Source organism: Aeromonas sp. FDAARGOS 1414 (genome assembly GCF_019047065.1).
In the GTDB taxonomy this organism is placed as follows: domain Bacteria; phylum Pseudomonadota; class Gammaproteobacteria; order Enterobacterales; family Aeromonadaceae; genus Aeromonas; species Aeromonas veronii_A.
The window spans coordinates 881,009-897,681 of the sequence record NZ_CP077210.1 but is presented as its reverse complement, the minus strand read 5'-3'; the positions used below and the strand labels follow the sequence as shown (position 1 = coordinate 897,681).

The following is a 16,673-nucleotide window of genomic DNA, read 5'->3' as shown; positions in this document are numbered from 1 at the left end:
CAAAACACCAACAATAAAGACTCAATCGATGCAAAATGTTGATAAGTGTGACAAGTGCAGGATCCTTGGCGACATTCAGCCGTCAACACAAGGCACGCAAGGCGCATACAGAAGGGAAATAAAGAGATGAGGAGATATAACGCGCGGGATGGCGTGCTGACGCCATCCCGCGATTCAAGTCAGTAGGTCACTGCGCATCCGGCTGGTTGGCGGGGGCGGCTTTGATAAAGGCTTGCAACTGTTCGCAGTTGGCGACGATGCGGCGGATGGTGGGGTAATCGTCTAGGGTCATGTCGTAGCGGCGGGCATTGTAGACCTGAGGCACCAGCATGCAGTCAGCCAAGGTCACTTCGTTGCCGACGCAGTAGACACCGGCGGTGGTCATCAACAGCTGTTCGAGGGCGGTGAAGGTCTCGTCAATCCAGTGGCGATACCAGCGGGCCTCCTGCTCGTTGTTGGCCCTGAAGTGCTCTTCCAGATAGTTGAGCACCCGCAGATTGTTGAGCGGGTGAATATCGCAGGCGATCATGTTGACGATCTGGCGCACTCGGGCCCGCGCGTCGGGGGAAGAGGGCATCAGAGAATAGGCGGGATAGGTCTCGTCAAGGTACTCCATGATGGCGACCGACTGACCGATCTGCACATCGCCATCCACCAGAAACGGCACCAGCCCTTGCGGGTTGATCCGGCGATAGGCCTTCTCGCTCTGCTCGCCTTGCCGCAAATTGATGGGATGCTGCTCGTAGGCGAGCCCCTTGAGCTGCAACACGATCCGCACCCGAAAACTTGCCGACGAACGCCAATAGCCAAACAACTGCAACATAATCTGTCCCTGCATCTTATCTGGGCCCGAAGCCCGGCAGGTGCTCGCCACCTGCCTCCTTGTGTATCCGGCACCGGTTGAGGGCTCGTCGTGATCCGGACATATCCCGAATATCCTTGCCGCCAACCGGCGCTGGTCATCAACCTCCCTGACCGCTCGATGGCACCACCTGTTGAGAGATAGTGCCAAACAGGTTTTGGCCAGAGCGATCTTCCATCGCGATCGACACTCTATCACCAAACTGCAAATAGGGGGTTATAGCTTGATCACAATCAAGAATTTCCAGCATGCGGCGCTCGGCGATGCAGGATGAGCCGGCGCTGCGATCGTAGTTGGAGACGGTGCCCGAGCCAATGATGCAGCCAGCGCCAAGGGGACGGGTCTTGGCGGCGTGGGCAATCAGCTCGAAGAAGCTGAAGGTCATATCCACCCCGGCATCCGGTGCACCAAACAGGGCACCGTTGAGGTGGGTCAGAAGCGGCCGATGCACTTTACCATCGCACCAATCATCGCCGAGCTCGTCCGGGGTGATGGCCACCGGCGAGAAGGCGCTCGACGGTTTGGACTGGAAAAAGCCAAAGCCCTTGGCCAGCTCTCCCGGGATCAGGTTGCGCAGGCTCACATCGTTGACCAGCATCAGCAATTTGACGTGGCTGGCGGCCCCCTGCGCACTCACCCCCATCGGCACATCGTCGGTGATGATGGCTACCTCCGACTCGAAATCGATCCCCCACTCCTCCGATCCCATCACAATCGGCCCACGGGGAGCCAAAAAGCTGTCGGAGCCCCCCTGATACATCAACGGATCGTGCCAGAAGCTCTCGGGCATCTCGGCACCGCGTGCCTTGCGCACCAGCTCCACATGGTTTACGTAGGCGCTGCCATCGGCCCACTGGTAGGCACGCGGCAAGGGAGAGAGGCAAGACGATTCGTCAAAGGGGAACGCCTCGGCCACGCGGCCCTCGTTAAGCTGCTGATAGACAGCCTCCAGCCTGGGGGCAACCTCGGCCCACTCATCGAGGGCGGCCTGCAAAGTCGGGGCAATCTCTCTCACCCGCACCGCCCGGGCCAGATCCCTGCTCACAACCACCAAAGCGCCATCGCGCTTGCCATTGTTCAATGTTGCCAATTTCATAAGCGATTCCTTATTTGCCGGCAGCAGCGTCCGGTCGCTGCCAGCTGGAGACATACCGGGTGTTCTCGATCCCTTCGCACAGACTGCCGACGTTCAGCGCATCGCGGGTATCGAGCATCACCGCCACCTCGTCGGTGAACTTCTTGGCATAGGCCTGCCCTGCCGCAAACGCCTTGGGATGGGGGCCGTGGGTGAAACCGGCGGGATGGAAGGTGACCATGCCCCGCTCGATATTGTCCCGGCTGAAGAAGTCCCCTGCATGGTAGAAGAGCACCTCGTCGTAATCGTCATTGCTGTGATAGAAGGGCACCTTGAGGGCGCCGGGGTCACTCTCGATGGGGCGCGGCACAAAGGTGCAAATCACGAAGCGGCTCGCCACAAAGGTCGAATGAGCCGATGGCGGCAGATGGTAGCGGTGGCTCATCAGCGGGCGGATATCCCGCCAGTTGAGGCGCACCACGCACAAGTCGCCGTGCCACCCTTGTGCATCCAGCGGGTTGAACGGCCAGGTGATGACCGACACCTGATCGTGGCGCTTCACCTGCAGCGACCAGGGATTCTCATCCTGCTGGGCTAAAAAGCGTTCATTGATGGCGGGCACATCGAGCGCCGCCGGGTCGAAGATGGCGTGATTGCCCACCAGCCCCTTGTCCGGCAGCTGGTAGCTGTCGTTGGTAGCCTCGATCATCAGGATGAACAGGGGCGCCGTCGGCTCGATGCGCCACATGGTGCCACGGGGGATCACCACGTAGTCGCCATCGCGAAGAGTCAGGTGGCCGTAGTCGCAGAAGAGCTCGCCGCTCCCTTCGTGGATAAAGAGCAGCTCGTCGCCATCGGCGTTGCGCACCAGAAACGGCATCGCCTCGGAGAGCCGCCAGATGCGATAGCGGCAGTGGGGGTTGCTAAGAATGTCGGGAGCCACCCAGGGAGAGAGCGAGCTTACCTCCTCCTGGAGGGCATTGAGGTCAAACAGCCGTGGCCGCAACGGCCCCTCCCAACTGCTCCAGTCGGTGGGGGCATGTTTGTGGTGCATGTGGGTGGCGGGGCCGAAAAAGCCGCTACGCCCCAGCTCGCGCTCATAGATGGCCTGCTCCGGCAGGTCGGCATGGGCCTGTCGGGAGTGGGTTCCCTCCCGGTGGGGAAAGTTAATCCAGTTACGCATTGCTCGCTCCCTCTTTGCGGGCCCCCTTCTCATCCTCGGCGCCATCCAGCACGCCGCGGCGGATCTGGTCCAGCTCGATCGATTCAAACAGTGCCTTGAAATTGCCCTCGCCAAACCCTTCGTTACCCTTGCGCTGGATGATCTCGAAGAAGACCGGGCCTATCACGGTATCGGTGAAGATCTGCAACAGGATGCCATCTTTGGTAGGGGAGCCGTCGATGAGGATGCGCAGCTCTTTGAGGGCCGCCAGATCCTCCTGATGCCCCTCGACCCGACTGTTCACCTTCTCGTAGTAGGTATCGGGCGTCGGCATAAAGCCGGTACCGCGGCTGCGCAGGGTGCGGATGGTGTGGTAGATATCGCTGGAGGCCATGGCGATGTGCTGGATCCCCTCCCCCTTGTACTGACGCAGGTACTCCTCGATCTGGGACTTGTCATCCGCCGACTCGTTGATGGGGATGCGGATCTTGCCGCAGGGAGCGGTCATGGCGCGTGAATGCAGCCCGGTCAGCTTGCCCTCGATATCGAAGTAGCGAATTTCGCGGAAGTTGCCGATCCGCTCGTAGAAATTGGACCAGACATCCATATTGCCGCGATGCACGTTATGGGTCAGGTGATCGATTTCGATGAGACCAGCATCCACCTCTGCCATCCGGGCCTGCCAGTCGGGGTAGAAAACAAAATCCACGTCGTAGATGGAGCCCTTGTCGCCATAGCGGTCGACAAAGGAGAGGGTGCTCTCGCCGATACCGTAGATGGCGGGAATATTGAGCTCCATCGGCCCAATCTTGCCGACAAAAGGCTTTGCCCCCTTGGCGATGGCGTACTGCTGGGCTTTGCCCGCATCGCTCACCCGAAACGCCATGCCGCAAACGCTCGGCCCGTGCAGGCTGGCAAACTGCTCCGCCTGGGAGTGAGGCTCAGCATTGACCACAAAGTTGATATCCCCCTGCCGGTAGAGCCAGCACTGCTTGTGTTTGTGCTTGGCGACCTCGGCAAACCCGAGCGAAACAAACAGGCTCTTGAGGGCAGCAATCCCCTTGGCATCGGGGGCTGTGTACTCGACAAACTCGAAACCGTCAGTGCCTAACGGATTGATGGTATGGGTGGCGGAAGAGGTGGCATTCATCGGGCGCTCCTTGCTCTTGATTCGGTTAAAACGGATTGCGGCACCCAGCGGCGCGGCAAGTGTTAACAACTTGTTTCATTAGAAGCAGGGCGTAGCAGGAAGAGAAGAGGCGTGTTGCAGATAGTTTTTCGCAGCTGGCAGCAAAAAAATGTAAATGGATTGTGACATTCAAGCCGCAGCCTTGCGGATCAAACGGTAACGACCCGCATGGCTGTCAGCTTTGCATTACAGTTGCCAGTTTTTGGCCATCAGATGGGGCAAGCGGGCCCGGGCCTTTTGCAGTCGCGTGGGCGTCGGATTGATCAACCACGCCTCTTCCCCCAACCCCAGCAGCGGCAAATCGTGCAGGCTGTCACTCAAGGCCAATTCGGCATCGAGGGCGCAGATCTCCGGCAGCAGCTTGTGCTGGCCGTGGCAATAGAAACGCGGCATCAGGCCGCCAAAACGGTAGTGCATCTGCGAGCCAATGATCCGGTGGGGCAACTGGCCGGGCAGTTGCTGATAGAGCTGGGCTCGCACCAGCGCGCAGGGACTGGCGGAGATCACCCAGCAGCGCGCGCCCTCGCTTTGCAGCAGATCGCGAGCCTGACAAAACAGTCCCGGCCTGGTGCGGCAGTAGGCGCGTACCAGCTTGCGCCAGCCCAAAGGGGAAAGCCCCAACGTGATGGCCCACCAGATAAGGGAGATACCGCGCCGCCGCTGGCTGGGTAGCAGCTGACTTGGCAACAAATAGACCAAGCCACCCAGCGCAATCACCGGCAACAGCAGCAGCGGCCAGATCCGGCGGCGCAGGATATAGCGCAGCAGACCGGCGTGGCTGTCGCCGGGGGCCAGAGTGTCGTCAAAGTCGGCCAGGATCCAGCGCGGAGTGCTCCCGTCAGAGACATTGGATGCATCACGCTCTTTTGCTAAATGGATCATGGCGTCAGGCTCTCGGCGCATAAACATCAGGGCACAACAAGGGTGGCGATCGCGGCTGTCAGCTCAGGAGTGACAAACTCAGCCCCCTGTGTGGGCGGGCAGACAAAATCGAACGGCTCGCCCGAAAGGGTAAAGCTGAGCCGCCAGGCGTGCAGATAGCCGCGATCGGCTGACGTGCCGCCATAGCGCTCATCCCCGAGAATGGGGGCACCGATACTTTTGAGGGCAACCCGGATCTGGTGGGTTTTGCCGGTCTGGGGCTTGACGCGATAGAGCCGCAGCCCTTCGCGCACCGACACCGAATCGAACCAGCTGATGGCAGGATTATCCAGCGTGCGCGCCAGCAGCCAGCTGCCGCCACGCCCCTTTTGCATATCCCCTTTCACCCAACCCTGCTTCTTCTTCGGTTTACGATCGGAGAGCGCCAGATACTGCTTGCTCACCTCACGGGCCGCAAAAGCCATGCTCAGCTCACGGTTCGCCTCTGTGGTGCGGGCCAGCAGCACCAGCCCGGAGGTCATCTTGTCGAGCCGGTGCACCGGATAGAGGGTGAGCCCGGTATCGGCTTTCACGCGATTGACCAGTCCCGGATTGACCGACTCCCCGTCGCCCTTCTCGTCGTGCATGCCTATGCCGGGCTGCTTGTCGATAACCAGGAAAGCGGGATGCTCAAACAATATCCGGTACATAAAACCTCGGGAACTGGGGAATAAGGCTCACAGCCAACGACTGGCGGCGCTCGGGAGTGCTGCATTCTCCCTGCTCGGGCACTATTTGGCAAACTGGGCGGGCAGAGGCTGAAGATAAAAAATGGCCCCGCCTGCAACAGGCGGAGCCATTTTCGCTCATCTTGGCAGCTCAACCCTTACACATTGCGCGGACGCAGGTGGGCGTGCCAGCGCGCTTCCCACTTCTTGAACAGCCAGACGATGACAAAGGTGAGCAGCATATAGAGCAGCCCAGCGGTCAAAAACGCCTCGAACGGACTGTAGTAGCGGGAGTTGATGATCCGCGCCGCGCCGGTCAGATCGACGATGGTGATGATGCCAGCCACCGCTGAACCCTGCAGCATGAAGATCACCTCGTTGCTGTAAGCCGGCAGTGCCCGACGAAACGAGTTGGGCAAAATGATCCGGGTCAGTGTCTGCCAGCGGGTCATGCCAAAGGCGTTGGCAGCCTCAATCTGGCCGCGCGGCATATTGTGCACCGCCCCGCGCACGATCTCGGCGGTATAGGCGGCGGTATTGAGGGTGAAAGCCAGCAGCGCACAGAACCAGGCTTCGGAGAAAAGCGACCAGGCGGCACTGTTCTTCAGCCACTCCCACTGGGCGGCGCCGTAGTAGATGATAAAGAGCTGCACCAGCAGCGGGGTGCCGCGAAAGAAGTAGATATAGGCCCAGATTGGCCCCTTGATCAGCCAGTTGCGACTGTTGCGCAGGATGCCCATGGGCACCGCCAGCATCAACCCAAGGATCAGAGAGAGGGCCACCAGCCAGACGGTGGTATAGAGCCCCTCCCAGTAGGTGGGCCACTCTTTGAGAATGATTGAGAAATCCATGGCTTACCTCGTCTTGATGGCATAGTGACGCTCGGCCCACTTGAGCGCCGAGGTGGAGACTGCGGTGAAGATCAGGAAGATCAGCGCCACCGCCATGTAGAAGGTGAAGGGTTGCTGGGTCGAGCCCGCCGCCAGCGAGGCTTTGCGCACCATGTCATCGAGGCCGATGATGGAGACCAGCGCGGTGGTTTTCAGCAGCACCAGCCAGTTGTTGCCAAACCCGGGCAGCGCGTGGCGCATCATCTGGGGGAAGAGGATCCGCACAAACACCTGGGTTGCCCGCATGCCAAAAGCCCGTGCGGCCTCCAGTTCGCCTTTGTCCACTGCCAGAATGGCGCCGCGAAAGGTCTCGGTCATGTAGGCGCCGAAGATAAAGCCGATGGTCGCGACACCGGCCACAAAGGGGCTGATGTCGATATAGTCCGGAAGCAGGGAGACCCACTCCTGATTGGGATTGCTCTCCAGTAACCAGCTGTTGTAAGTCTCGTTGACCCAGGTGCAGATGCCGTTGATCAGCACCTGGCCGCCAAAGAAGAGCAGCATCATCAGCACCAGATCGGGGATACCGCGAATGATGGTGGTGTAGCCGGTGGCGATGGCCCGGGCCCACTTGTAGGGAGAGAGTTTGGCCAGCGCCCCCAGCATCCCCAGCAACAACGCCAGCAGCAGGGAGGCCAGCGCCACTTCCAGGGTGACCCAGGCGCCCTCCAGCAGCGAGGCTTCGTATCCTTTCAAATCAAACATATGCAGCTCCATCGCCACTGAATCTTCACGTACCTGCTAACCAGAAGGCTCCATAGCAGTCCGAGTGAAATATGTGCAGCTCCATTGCAATCAATGCGGGCCCGTAAACTCCCTCAGGGAGGTGACGGGCCCGATGACTACTGACGGGATCAACCTGTCGTTACTTGCCGTAGACGTCTTTGGACTTACTCGCCGTATACGTCGAACTCAAAGTACTTGTCGTTGATTTCCTTGTACTTGCCGTTGGCGCGCAGCGCCAGAATGGCAGCGTTGAATTTCTCTTTCAGATCCTTGTCAGCCTTGCGCACCGCAATACCGGCACCCTCGCCAAACCACTTGGGATCGGTCAGTTTCGGGCCGACGAATTCAAAGGCATCACCCCCCTCTTTCTTCAGCAGACCGTCGGTGATGGCGGCAGAGTCGGCCAGCACATAGTCCACACGACCGGATTTCAGATCGAGATAGGCTTCATCGGCCGTACCGTAACGCTTGATGGTGGCGTTGGGGAAGTTGTCGGTAATGAAGGTATCCATGGAGGTCGCACGCTGCACCGCGACGGACTTGCCTTCCATAAAGGCTTTGTCGAGCTGCACATCAGTGCCCTTCTTGGCGGCAAAGCGGGCCGGAATGTGCTGGTACTTCTGGGTGAAGTCCACCTTCTTCTTGCGCTCTTCGGTGATGTCCATGGTGGCGATGATGGCGTCAAACTTGCGTGACAGCAGCGCAGGAATGATGCCGTCCCAGTCCTGCTTGACCAGGGTGCACTTCACTTTCATCTCTTCGCACAGGGCGTTGGCGATGTCGATATCAAAGCCTTTCACCTCGCCACTGGGCTCGGTCCAGGAGAAAGGGGGATAGGCACCCTCAACCCCGATCCGGACCTCTTTCCACTCCTTGGCCATCAGGCTACCGGACGCGAGGGCAGTAACTACGGCTGTCGCCAGCATCAGCTTGTTCATGTATCTCTCCTTGATAAAACAGTTGATTGGGTAACCAGGCATCCCGCCATCAGTAGATGGAGGAGATGAATTGCTTGAACCGCTCGGATTTGGGATGGGCGAAAATCTCCTTGGGGTTGCCCTCCTCTTCCACCCGCCCCTGATGCAGAAACATCACCTTGTTCGATACATCCCGGGCAAACGACATCTCGTGGGTCACCACCAGCATGGTGCGTCCCTCTTCGGCCAGCTCGCGCATCAGGCCAAGTACTTCTCCCACCAGCTCGGGATCCAGCGCCGAGGTGGGTTCGTCAAACAGCATCACCTCGGGCTCTACCGCCAGCGCACGGGCAATGGCGGCCCGCTGCTGCTGACCACCGGAGAGGTGACCGGGATAGTAGTCGCGCCGCTCCCAGAGTCCAACCCGGTTGAGCAGTTGCTCCGCCTTGGCCAGTGCTTCGGCGCGAGGCACCTTGAGCACCTGGATCGGCACTTCGATGATGTTCTGCATGATGGTCATGTGTGACCAGAGATTGAAACTTTGAAACACCATGGCCAGCCGGCTGCGGATCCGCTCCACCTGACGCATATCCTCGGGCAACCGCTCGCCGGCGCGGCTGGTTTTCATCCGGATCAACTCGCCATGGAGCGAGACGGTGCCGGATGAGGGGGTTTCAAGCAGATTGATACAGCGAAGAAAGGTCGACTTCCCCGAGCCGGAGGAGCCGATAAGGGAGATCACATCCCCCTTGTGGGCGGTCATGTCGATGCCCTTGAGCACTTCGTGGGTGCCAAAATATTTGTGCAGATCACGTACTTCCAGTGCGGCAACGTCGCTCATCCATTACAACCTTGTCTGTCCCTAGACGCCGCAGGGGCGTGACTCAACCATCGTCCATTTAACAAAAAGTTAACCGATGGCAACCTTCAGCGAAAATATCACCCGGATAGTGAAAAAACAATACAGAACGAGGGTCTTCAGAGGATTCGCTCTATTTTTATTCGCTCTTTGCGTATTTTTCAGCACTTTGTTTGCATAAACAGCCGTTTCAATGGCTGTTCCGATACCGCCTTTTTATACCCCAATCATATCAGTGGCAAGAGAAAAGCGTGATGTGTGCCAAACCGGCACCAAAATGGCTTTATGCAGACCCTTGCAGAGCGAAATATCAGACCCCAAGATCGGATCAACTTGATTTCATTGGTGCACTCGGGCTCGCACAGAACCTTATCAAACAGAGAGGTTGTGGCAAAAAAGTAACAATTAGCCCCCAAAAGGGCTGTTTTTGACCATGAAGGCGAGAGATATGTGACACAGAGCCAATAAGTAATGATAAGGTGGTGTTTTTATCAGTTTTTGTGATCGAGGCCTCGATGCTGCTCAATGTGTTGCTGATCCTGTTGCCACTGGCAATCGGCTATCTGATCCCCCTCTCCTCTGCCCGGCTGATCAAGCTGGTCAACCAGAGTCTGGGCAAGATGGTCTACCTCATTCTGTTTCTGATGGGGCTCGGGCTTGCCTATGTGGAGAACCTGGGCAGCAATCTGGCGGTGATCTTCAAGGTCGCCGGGGTGATGCTGACCGCGATCACGCTCTGCAACCTGTTGGCCCTCTGGTGGCTCGACAAGCGCACGCCGCCGACCCACGAGGCGAGCGATAGCAAAATGCCGAGCAAGCTGCACCTGCTGTGGGAATCCCTGCAGCTCTGCTTTGTGGTGCTCGGCGGTGTGCTGCTGGGTCTACTGGTGGATCTGCGCGCACTGCCCATCGACAAGTGGAGTGAGTGGGCCCTGATGCTGCTGCTGTTTCTCATCGGGGTGCAGATGCGCAACTCCGGCATGCGGCTGCGCCAGATCCTGCTCAACCCCTGGGGGATGAAGATCGCCGCCACCGTCATCCTCAGCAGCTGGCTTGGCAGCCTGCTGGCGGCCCAATTGCTGGGCATGCCCTTTGCCCATGGTCTGGCGATGAGCTCGAGCTTCGGCTGGTATTCGCTCTCCGGCATTCTGGTGGCCGACAAACTGGGGCCGGTGCTCGGTTCTGCTGCCTTTATCAACGATCTTGGGCGCGAGCTTATCGCCATTCTGATCATCCCGGTGCTGATGCGCCATCACCCCTCTGCCGCCATTGGCTATGGCGGCGCCACGGCGCTTGACTTCACCCTGCCGGTCATCCAGAAATCAGGGGGCATTCAGGTGGTGCCGGTGGCCATTGTCTCCGGCTTTATCCTGAGCCTGCTCGGCCCCATCCTGATCCTCGGGTTTCTGGCGATCTAAGCCTGATTTCCACATTGCAGATAAAAAAGCCCGACCTTGTTGTCGGGCTTTTGCTGTTTGAAGCAACCACGCACTGGCTGCGATATTGCTCGCAGCCTTATTCGCGCCACAGGCCGCCACTCATCACCCTTTCGATAGCAAACGTCCGGTCGTGCACCAGCAGCAGATCCGCATCCTGCCCGACCCCGATACGGCCCTTGCTGCAGAGCCCCAGCGCCTGCGCCGGATTGCTTGTCACCACGGCCAACGCCCTCTCCAGCGAGACACCGAGCCGGGTCGCGCGCACGCACTGCTGCCACAGGCTGGCAATCTGGCCACAGCGCATTTCGATTAGCCGCCCTTCGCCATCAAAGCGCGGCAGGCTGGCGTTGGCATCCGAACTGAAGGTGATGCGATCGGCAGGCACATTGGCGGCCAGCAGCTCGACGAGCGCATCGGCGGCAAGCCGCTCGCCATCCTCCAGCAGATCGGCAAAGCTCGAGGTGGTGAGGTCGACCCAACCTCCCGCCTTGCCCCACTCGATGGCCTCGGCAAAGAGCCAGGGGTTGCGGTTGCAGTGGGTGGGATAGAGCTGGCGCAGCGGAATGTCGGTCTCATCGCGCAGGGCCCGCAGGGGGGCCAATGCCCCCTTGCCATCCCCGACATGAAAGAAGCTGACCCCGCTCTTGCCCGCAAGCAGCCCGGCCACTCGCGCCTCGCTGGCAAGCCTGGCCAGCTCATCGTGGGTCGGCGCACTGGATCTGTGGTCGCTGATGGCCACCTCCCCCACCCCCAATACCTCGGGGATCAGGATGATGTCCGACTCCACCGTACCGGTCAGGGTCTTGACAGGCAGATGGTAGGAGCCGGTATACATAAAGGCGCTCACCCCGGCGGCGCGAAACTCGCGCACCTTGCCGAGCACCTGCGCGGGGGAGCGGGTCAGGCTATCGGTGCCGAGCGCCGCCACCAGGGTAGTGACACCGGCCATAAGCGCCTCGCTCGCCGCGAGTTCAGGGGTGCGAAAAGCAAAGCCCCCCTCACCACCGCCCCCCGTGATATGGGCCAGCGGATCCACCAGCCCGGGCACCAGATAGCGGCCACGACCATCGACCCGATGCAGCGGCCAGTCGGCGGGCACCGTCAACCCCTTGCCCATCCAGGCGATACGGCCATCGGCCACCAGCAGATCCTGCTGGCCAAGGTGGGTGGGGCTGAAGATCTCGGCTCCCTCGATCAGGGTCAGCATGGCGATCCTCCTTGCACGATTGTCGCTTGCCCAATGAAAAGAGAGGGAGCAAGCTCCCTCCCCCCGTCAACCACCATATATATCGTACTTGAAGTACTTCTGGTTGATCTGCTGATAGGTGCCATTGGCACGCAGGGCCTTGATCGCCTCGTCCAGCTTGCCCTTGAGCTCCTTATCGCTCTTGCGCACGGCGATCCCCATGCCATTACCAAACCACTGGCGATCGGTCAGGGTGGGCCCCACATAGTCGAACTTGTCGCCCCCCTCTTTGCCAAGCAGCCCCTGCTCGATGGCAGAGGCATCGGCCAGCAGGGCCAGCACCCGACCCGCTTTCAGATCGAGATAGGCCTCATCGGCATTGCCGTAGCGGACTATGGTGACATTCGAGCCAAAATTGTCGGTCAGGTACTTGTCGTGGGTGGTGGCACGCTGCACCCCGATGCGCTTGCCCGCCATGCCTTCCGGGGTCAGCGTCAGCTCGGTCCCCTTGGCCGCCACAAAGCGATTGGGAATATGGGCATATTTCTCGGTGAAGTCGACCTTCTGGCGCCGCTCGTCGGTGATCGACATGGCGGCTATGATGGCGTCGTATTTGCGCGACAGCAGGGCCGGGATCATGCCGTCCCAATCCTGCGCCACCAACTCGCACTTGACCGCCATCTGCTGACACAGGGCGTTGGCGAGATCGATATCAAACCCCTTGATCTCGCCCGACGCATCGGTCCAGGAGAAGGGCGGGTAGGCCCCCTCCACCCCGAAGCGCACGGTTTTCCACTCCTTGGCCATAGCGGGGGTGGCCAGCAGGCTGGCAACAAACAGGGCTGAGAGGGTCAGTCTGATCTTCATCATGTGTACTCCATTACATAAAAAGCGCACAGGCGCGGACAAGGCACCGCAGGCGAATACATGCGATGACCAAAAGCAGCAAAATCTGGATGAGCGAGATCACGCCCGAGCGGGCGTCAGTGAACTGCTCCAGGGGTTCGATCTATTCGTCGAACCACTCGGAGAGATAGAAAGGCTTGAAGTAGAAGGCCAGAAAAAAGCCTCTGGCTTTGCGCATCATGGTGGTTTGTCGCGTCCTGTGACAAAGATGGCATCACCTTAGCACGCCCGAATTTTGCCCGGCAAGAGGCAGCCGCAGGGCAGTAGCAAAATCCCGATCATGGTCAAGGCAGGCGGGATCCGTTAGGCTCGAAGCACCTTGCCATCCCATAACAGACCCACAGCGACCGATGAATTTTCTGGCCCATCTCCATCTGGCTGCCCACACCCGAAGCTCCCTCACCGGTAATCTGCTCGGCGATTTCGTCAAAGGCACGCTGCCCACGGGGCTTGCCGCCCACTTCGATGAGGGGATCTGGCTACACCGCAAAATTGACGCTTTCACCGACGGCCACCCTGAGCACAAGGCGGCCGTCGCCTGTTTCGAGGCCCCCTGGCGCCGCTTTGGCGGCATAGTGGTGGATATGATCTACGACCACTGGCTGAGCCAGCACTGGGAGCTGTTCAGTACCGAGCCCCTTCCCCGCTTCCTGCAACGCAGTTATGAACAGCTATTGGCGGATCACCCACGCCTGCCGGATGGACTGCCACTCCCCCTCAAGCGGATGGCCGAGCAAAACTGGATCGCCTCCTACCGCCACAAGGAGGGGCTGGGGCAAGCGCTGAATGGCATCGGCCGCCGACTGCGCCGTCCGGTACAACTGGGAGAGGCGCTGTTGACCCTCGATGAGTCGCAGTGGCAAACATGCGAGGCGGGATTTCTGCGTTTCTATCCCCAGTTGATGGACTTTAGCCAGCAACAGCTGGCCCAATATCGGGCAGCCCACGGGGCACAGTAATCCCTCTGGATAGCCCTGCGTCCCCATAAAAAACGCCCCTTGCGGGGCGTTTGTCATCAGTTGGCTTCGTCTTTCTTTTTGCGAATGCTTAAGCCAAGTTCGCGACCACGCAGTCGGGCGTAATAGATGGTGCCGACAAAGGCGATAGTGGTGAAGACCAGCTCCACCACCGCCAGCCACCGCTCCCCCTCATCCGTGGTGATCAGGGTGAGGGCGTGGAGGAAATAGGGCATCAACACGAAGTTGCCCCAGGCGTGGGTGTAGGGGTTGCCCTGCACTATACCCTTGAGAGGGAAGAGCAGCGGCACCGTCCAGATCACCGGCAGCAGCCAGGGGTTGAGGTCCGGATGGGGCGACAGCCACAGATGCCAGAGGATGACCCAGCACAGCAGGCCGAAGAAGCCGACCAGAGTCAGCCAACGTGCGAAGCGGGTGCTCACTTGAGGATCTCCAGCACCTGCTCCGGCGGGCGACCAATGCGGGCCTGACCATTCTTGATGACAATTGGGCGCTCGATCAGCTTGGGATGCTGGTGCATGGCGCGAATAAGGGCATCACCGCTGACATCGGCCAATCCCAGCTCCTTGTAGAGATCCTCCTTGGTGCGCATCAGCTGGCGGGGATCGCTAAAACCGAGCAGAGAGAGCAGGTTGCGGATCTCATCTTCGCTCGGGGCCTGCTCCAGATAGAGCACCACATCAGGGGCGATCCCGTGCTGTTCCAGCAGGGCCAGGGTTTCGCGACTCTTGGAGCAGCGCGGATTGTGGTAGATTTGGGTCTCGCTCATGGTAACTCCCTGATTAATCGCAAGATGGGATTAGAAACGGCGCTATTGTAGGGGAAAGTGATGGTCAGGGTAAGCAGCAGTGGAAAGGAATTGAAACGAATTTGTTGGCTGATTGTGGCTGGCCTGCTGGGCGCCTGCACACCCGCCCCCGAATTTACCGATGCCACAGGGCAGTCGGTCAGCCTGCGCCACTTTGCCGGCAAGCCGCTGCTGGTCAACTACTTCGCCCCCTGGTGCGCCCCCTGCCTGCGGGAGATGCCGCGCCTCAACAGGCTGGCAGCGGAGGGCCAGATCACAGTGGTGGCCATCAACTACGACCCGACCACCCCGGCAGAGCTGGACAGGCTGGCTGCCCAGTACCACATCAAGGTGCCGCTCCTTATTACCAATGAAGATGCCAGGCTTCCCTTCCCGCGCCCAAGCGGCCTGCCCACCAGCTATCTGCTCGATAGCGAGGGCAAGCTCAAGCAGACGCTGGTCGGCGAGCTCGACCAGCAGCAGATCGAGATGCTCAAGGCGACCGCCAGCAGCATGAGTCACTAGCCCATCGCTGCTATCACCGTCCCCCACATCAACGCCACCGCCATAAACAACAAGGGCGCACCATAGTGCGCCCTTGTTTGATAGGTTTCGTTAGCCCTTGAGGCTGTCGAGATCCTTCTTGGCCCGCTCCAGCTCGGTGATGCGCGCCTCCAGACGAGCCAGAGTCATCCGGTCGCTGGTGGTACCGCGCGCCACGATCAGTTCGTCGATGGCTGCCTGATAATCCCCGCGCAGCGAGAGCATCTCGGCCCGCGCCATATGCAGCTCGGTCATTCTGCCTGCCTTGCGATAGGCATCAGCCAGCAGGTTCCAGGCCAGATTGTTCTCCTCATGGGCACGGGCATAGGGGTCAAGGATAGCGATGGATTTCTTGTAGTTGCCGCTCTCGAGGTAGGCGTTGCCGAGATTGACCACCACCACTTCGTTGTCCGGCATCCGGCTGCGGAACTTCTCGAGGCGCGCAATGGCCTGGGCACTGCGCCCCTTGGCCAGATCGATGTCAGTCTGGGCATCGACGATAAAGAGATCTTCCGGATGACGGGCCGCCAGCTCCTGCATCAGGGTATCAGCCTCGTCGGTGCGCTTGAGCTGGATCAGCGCCAGCGCCTTGCCATAGATGGCGGCATCCTTGAGCGGGTAATCCCCCTTCTGGATCCGGGTATCGAAGTAGCTCAGCAGCCCCTGCGGGGTATCTGTACCAAAACGCACCTGAATCCGCACCTTGGCCAGCCAGAAGTCGAGGCTGGGCGGCAAGTCGCGGCGGCCATAGCTGCCCGCCCGAGCGCGGGCCTCGCTGATCCGGGTCTCCGGCAGCGGGTGAGTGAGCAGCATTTCAGGCGGCTTGCTGGCGTAACGGTATTCGGCAGCCAGTTTCTGGAAGAAGTTGGCCATCCCCATGGGGTCGAAACCGGCATCATAGAGGGTCTTCATGCCGATGCGATCCGCTTCATATTCGTTGTCGCGGGTGTAGTTGATGGCCGACTGCATGGAGAGGCCCAGCGTAGTCTGCAGCGCGGCGATACCGGCAGTCGGGTTGATCACCGCCAGCGCGATGGAGCCCACCAGACCGGCCAGGGTCACTGCAGAGCTGCTCGCCTGCGCCTCCATGTAACGGGCGATATGGCGCTGAGTCACATGGGTGATTTCGTGGGCCAGTACCGAGGCCAGCTCGCTCTCGCTGTCGGCGTAGAGGAAGAGACCGGTGTGCACCTTGACTCGCCCGCCGAGGAAAGCGGCCGCGTTGATGCTGGGATCATTGATGAGGAAGAAGGTAAACGGGAAACGCACCCCATCGGCGTTGGTCAGCAGTCGCTGACCCAGATCGTCAATGTACTGGCTCAGCACCGGATCATCGATGATCGGCAAACCCGCACGAGCAAAGCGCATAAAAGCGTTGCCGTAACGCACTTCCTGCTCGATGGGCAGGGCCGCCACCCCGGCCGTGCCGATGTCGGGAAGCTGATTGTTGGCCTCGGCATGAAACGTGGCGCCCATCAGGGAAGCCAGCAGGGGAAGCGATGCCATCAGGGGGGAAAAGCGTGCCACGTTATCTCTATCTCCATCAGAAAGGGCCTCGGCAGAATA

General features: G+C 59.9%; 18 protein-coding genes. 3 read left to right on the top strand and 15 right to left on the bottom strand.

Going from position 1 to position 16,673, the window contains the following annotated elements; translation table 11 throughout:
• Window positions 1-187: 187 nt before the first annotated feature.
• The 10 genes from maiA to I6L44_RS03955 form a co-directional block, all read right to left on the bottom strand.
• Window positions 188-823, bottom strand: a complete 636-nt coding sequence (gene maiA, locus I6L44_RS04000) for a maleylacetoacetate isomerase (protein ID WP_005361400.1) — start codon at window positions 821-823, stop codon at window positions 188-190.
• A 139-nt stretch (window positions 824-962) separates the two neighbouring features.
• The gene (locus tag I6L44_RS03995) at window positions 963-1,958 is read right to left on the bottom strand and encodes a fumarylacetoacetate hydrolase family protein (RefSeq protein WP_216953355.1); all 996 of its coding nucleotides are present in this window, start codon (window positions 1,956-1,958) and stop codon (window positions 963-965) included.
• Between the two features lie 10 nt (window positions 1,959-1,968).
• On the bottom strand, window positions 1,969-3,120 hold the full coding sequence (locus tag I6L44_RS03990) for a homogentisate 1,2-dioxygenase (RefSeq protein WP_216953354.1): 1,152 nt from the start codon (window positions 3,118-3,120) through the stop codon (window positions 1,969-1,971).
• On the bottom strand, window positions 3,113-4,249 hold the full coding sequence (gene hppD, locus I6L44_RS03985) for a 4-hydroxyphenylpyruvate dioxygenase (protein ID WP_216953353.1): 1,137 nt from the start codon (window positions 4,247-4,249) through the stop codon (window positions 3,113-3,115). Before hppD ends, I6L44_RS03990 begins: the two co-directional genes overlap by 8 nt.
• Window positions 4,250-4,474: 225 nt before the next feature.
• Window positions 4,475-5,170 carry an HAD family hydrolase gene (locus tag I6L44_RS03980; protein WP_216953352.1) on the bottom strand — a complete coding sequence of 232 codons (696 nt, stop codon included), beginning with the start codon at window positions 5,168-5,170 and terminating at the stop codon, window positions 4,475-4,477.
• 26 nt (window positions 5,171-5,196) lie between these two features.
• The gene (locus I6L44_RS03975; protein ID WP_216953351.1) at window positions 5,197-5,859 is read right to left on the bottom strand and encodes a TIGR01621 family pseudouridine synthase; all 663 of its coding nucleotides are present in this window, start codon (window positions 5,857-5,859) and stop codon (window positions 5,197-5,199) included.
• A 176-nt stretch (window positions 5,860-6,035) separates the two neighbouring features.
• Window positions 6,036-6,728 (bottom strand): ABC transporter permease, encoded by a 693-nt coding sequence (locus tag I6L44_RS03970; protein ID WP_005337302.1) that lies wholly within the window; start codon window positions 6,726-6,728, stop codon window positions 6,036-6,038.
• A gap of 3 nt (window positions 6,729-6,731) precedes the next feature.
• On the bottom strand, window positions 6,732-7,472 hold the full coding sequence (locus I6L44_RS03965) for an ABC transporter permease (protein WP_005352911.1): 741 nt from the start codon (window positions 7,470-7,472) through the stop codon (window positions 6,732-6,734).
• Window positions 7,473-7,657: 185 nt separating this feature from the next.
• Window positions 7,658-8,431, bottom strand: a complete 774-nt coding sequence (locus I6L44_RS03960; protein ID WP_005337307.1) for an ABC transporter substrate-binding protein — start codon at window positions 8,429-8,431, stop codon at window positions 7,658-7,660.
• A 49-nt stretch (window positions 8,432-8,480) separates the two neighbouring features.
• Complete coding sequence (locus tag I6L44_RS03955) at window positions 8,481-9,251, bottom strand: ABC transporter ATP-binding protein (protein WP_005337310.1); 771 nt, start codon at window positions 9,249-9,251, stop codon at window positions 8,481-8,483.
• A 533-nt stretch (window positions 9,252-9,784) separates the two neighbouring features.
• Between I6L44_RS03955 and I6L44_RS03950 the strand changes: the two genes are divergently transcribed.
• On the top strand, window positions 9,785-10,687 hold the full coding sequence (locus tag I6L44_RS03950; RefSeq protein ID WP_216954347.1) for a lysine exporter LysO family protein: 903 nt from the start codon (window positions 9,785-9,787) through the stop codon (window positions 10,685-10,687).
• Between the two features lie 97 nt (window positions 10,688-10,784).
• On the opposite strand, the gene iadA is transcribed toward I6L44_RS03950, so the two are convergent.
• Entirely contained in the window at window positions 10,785-11,915 is a 1,131-nt protein-coding gene (gene iadA, locus I6L44_RS03945) for a beta-aspartyl-peptidase (protein WP_216953350.1), read from the bottom strand.
• A 66-nt stretch (window positions 11,916-11,981) separates the two neighbouring features.
• Window positions 11,982-12,761 (bottom strand): ABC transporter substrate-binding protein, encoded by a 780-nt coding sequence (locus tag I6L44_RS03940; protein WP_216954345.1) that lies wholly within the window; start codon window positions 12,759-12,761, stop codon window positions 11,982-11,984.
• 389 nt (window positions 12,762-13,150) lie between these two features.
• On the opposite strand from I6L44_RS03940, the gene I6L44_RS03935 reads away from it, so the two are divergent.
• Complete coding sequence (locus tag I6L44_RS03935; RefSeq protein WP_216953349.1) at window positions 13,151-13,759, top strand: ACP phosphodiesterase; 609 nt, start codon at window positions 13,151-13,153, stop codon at window positions 13,757-13,759.
• Between the two features lie 56 nt (window positions 13,760-13,815).
• Here I6L44_RS03935 and I6L44_RS03930 read toward each other — a convergent pair whose 3' ends face one another.
• Complete coding sequence (locus I6L44_RS03930) at window positions 13,816-14,199, bottom strand: DUF2069 domain-containing protein (protein WP_100654018.1); 384 nt, start codon at window positions 14,197-14,199, stop codon at window positions 13,816-13,818.
• Complete coding sequence (gene arsC / locus I6L44_RS03925) at window positions 14,196-14,546, bottom strand: arsenate reductase (glutaredoxin) (RefSeq protein WP_042657676.1); 351 nt, start codon at window positions 14,544-14,546, stop codon at window positions 14,196-14,198. The genes I6L44_RS03930 and arsC overlap by 4 nt, the downstream gene beginning before the upstream one ends.
• A gap of 60 nt (window positions 14,547-14,606) precedes the next feature.
• Between arsC and I6L44_RS03920 the strand changes: the two genes are divergently transcribed.
• Entirely contained in the window at window positions 14,607-15,089 is a 483-nt protein-coding gene (locus I6L44_RS03920) for a TlpA disulfide reductase family protein (RefSeq protein ID WP_216953348.1), read from the top strand.
• 90 nt (window positions 15,090-15,179) lie between these two features.
• Here the strand turns inward: I6L44_RS03920 and I6L44_RS03915 are convergent, their stop codons facing one another.
• Window positions 15,180-16,634, bottom strand: coding sequence for a M48 family metalloprotease (locus I6L44_RS03915; protein ID WP_367948260.1), 1,455 nt, complete (start codon window positions 16,632-16,634; stop codon window positions 15,180-15,182).
• Between the last annotated feature and the right edge of the window lie 39 nt (window positions 16,635-16,673).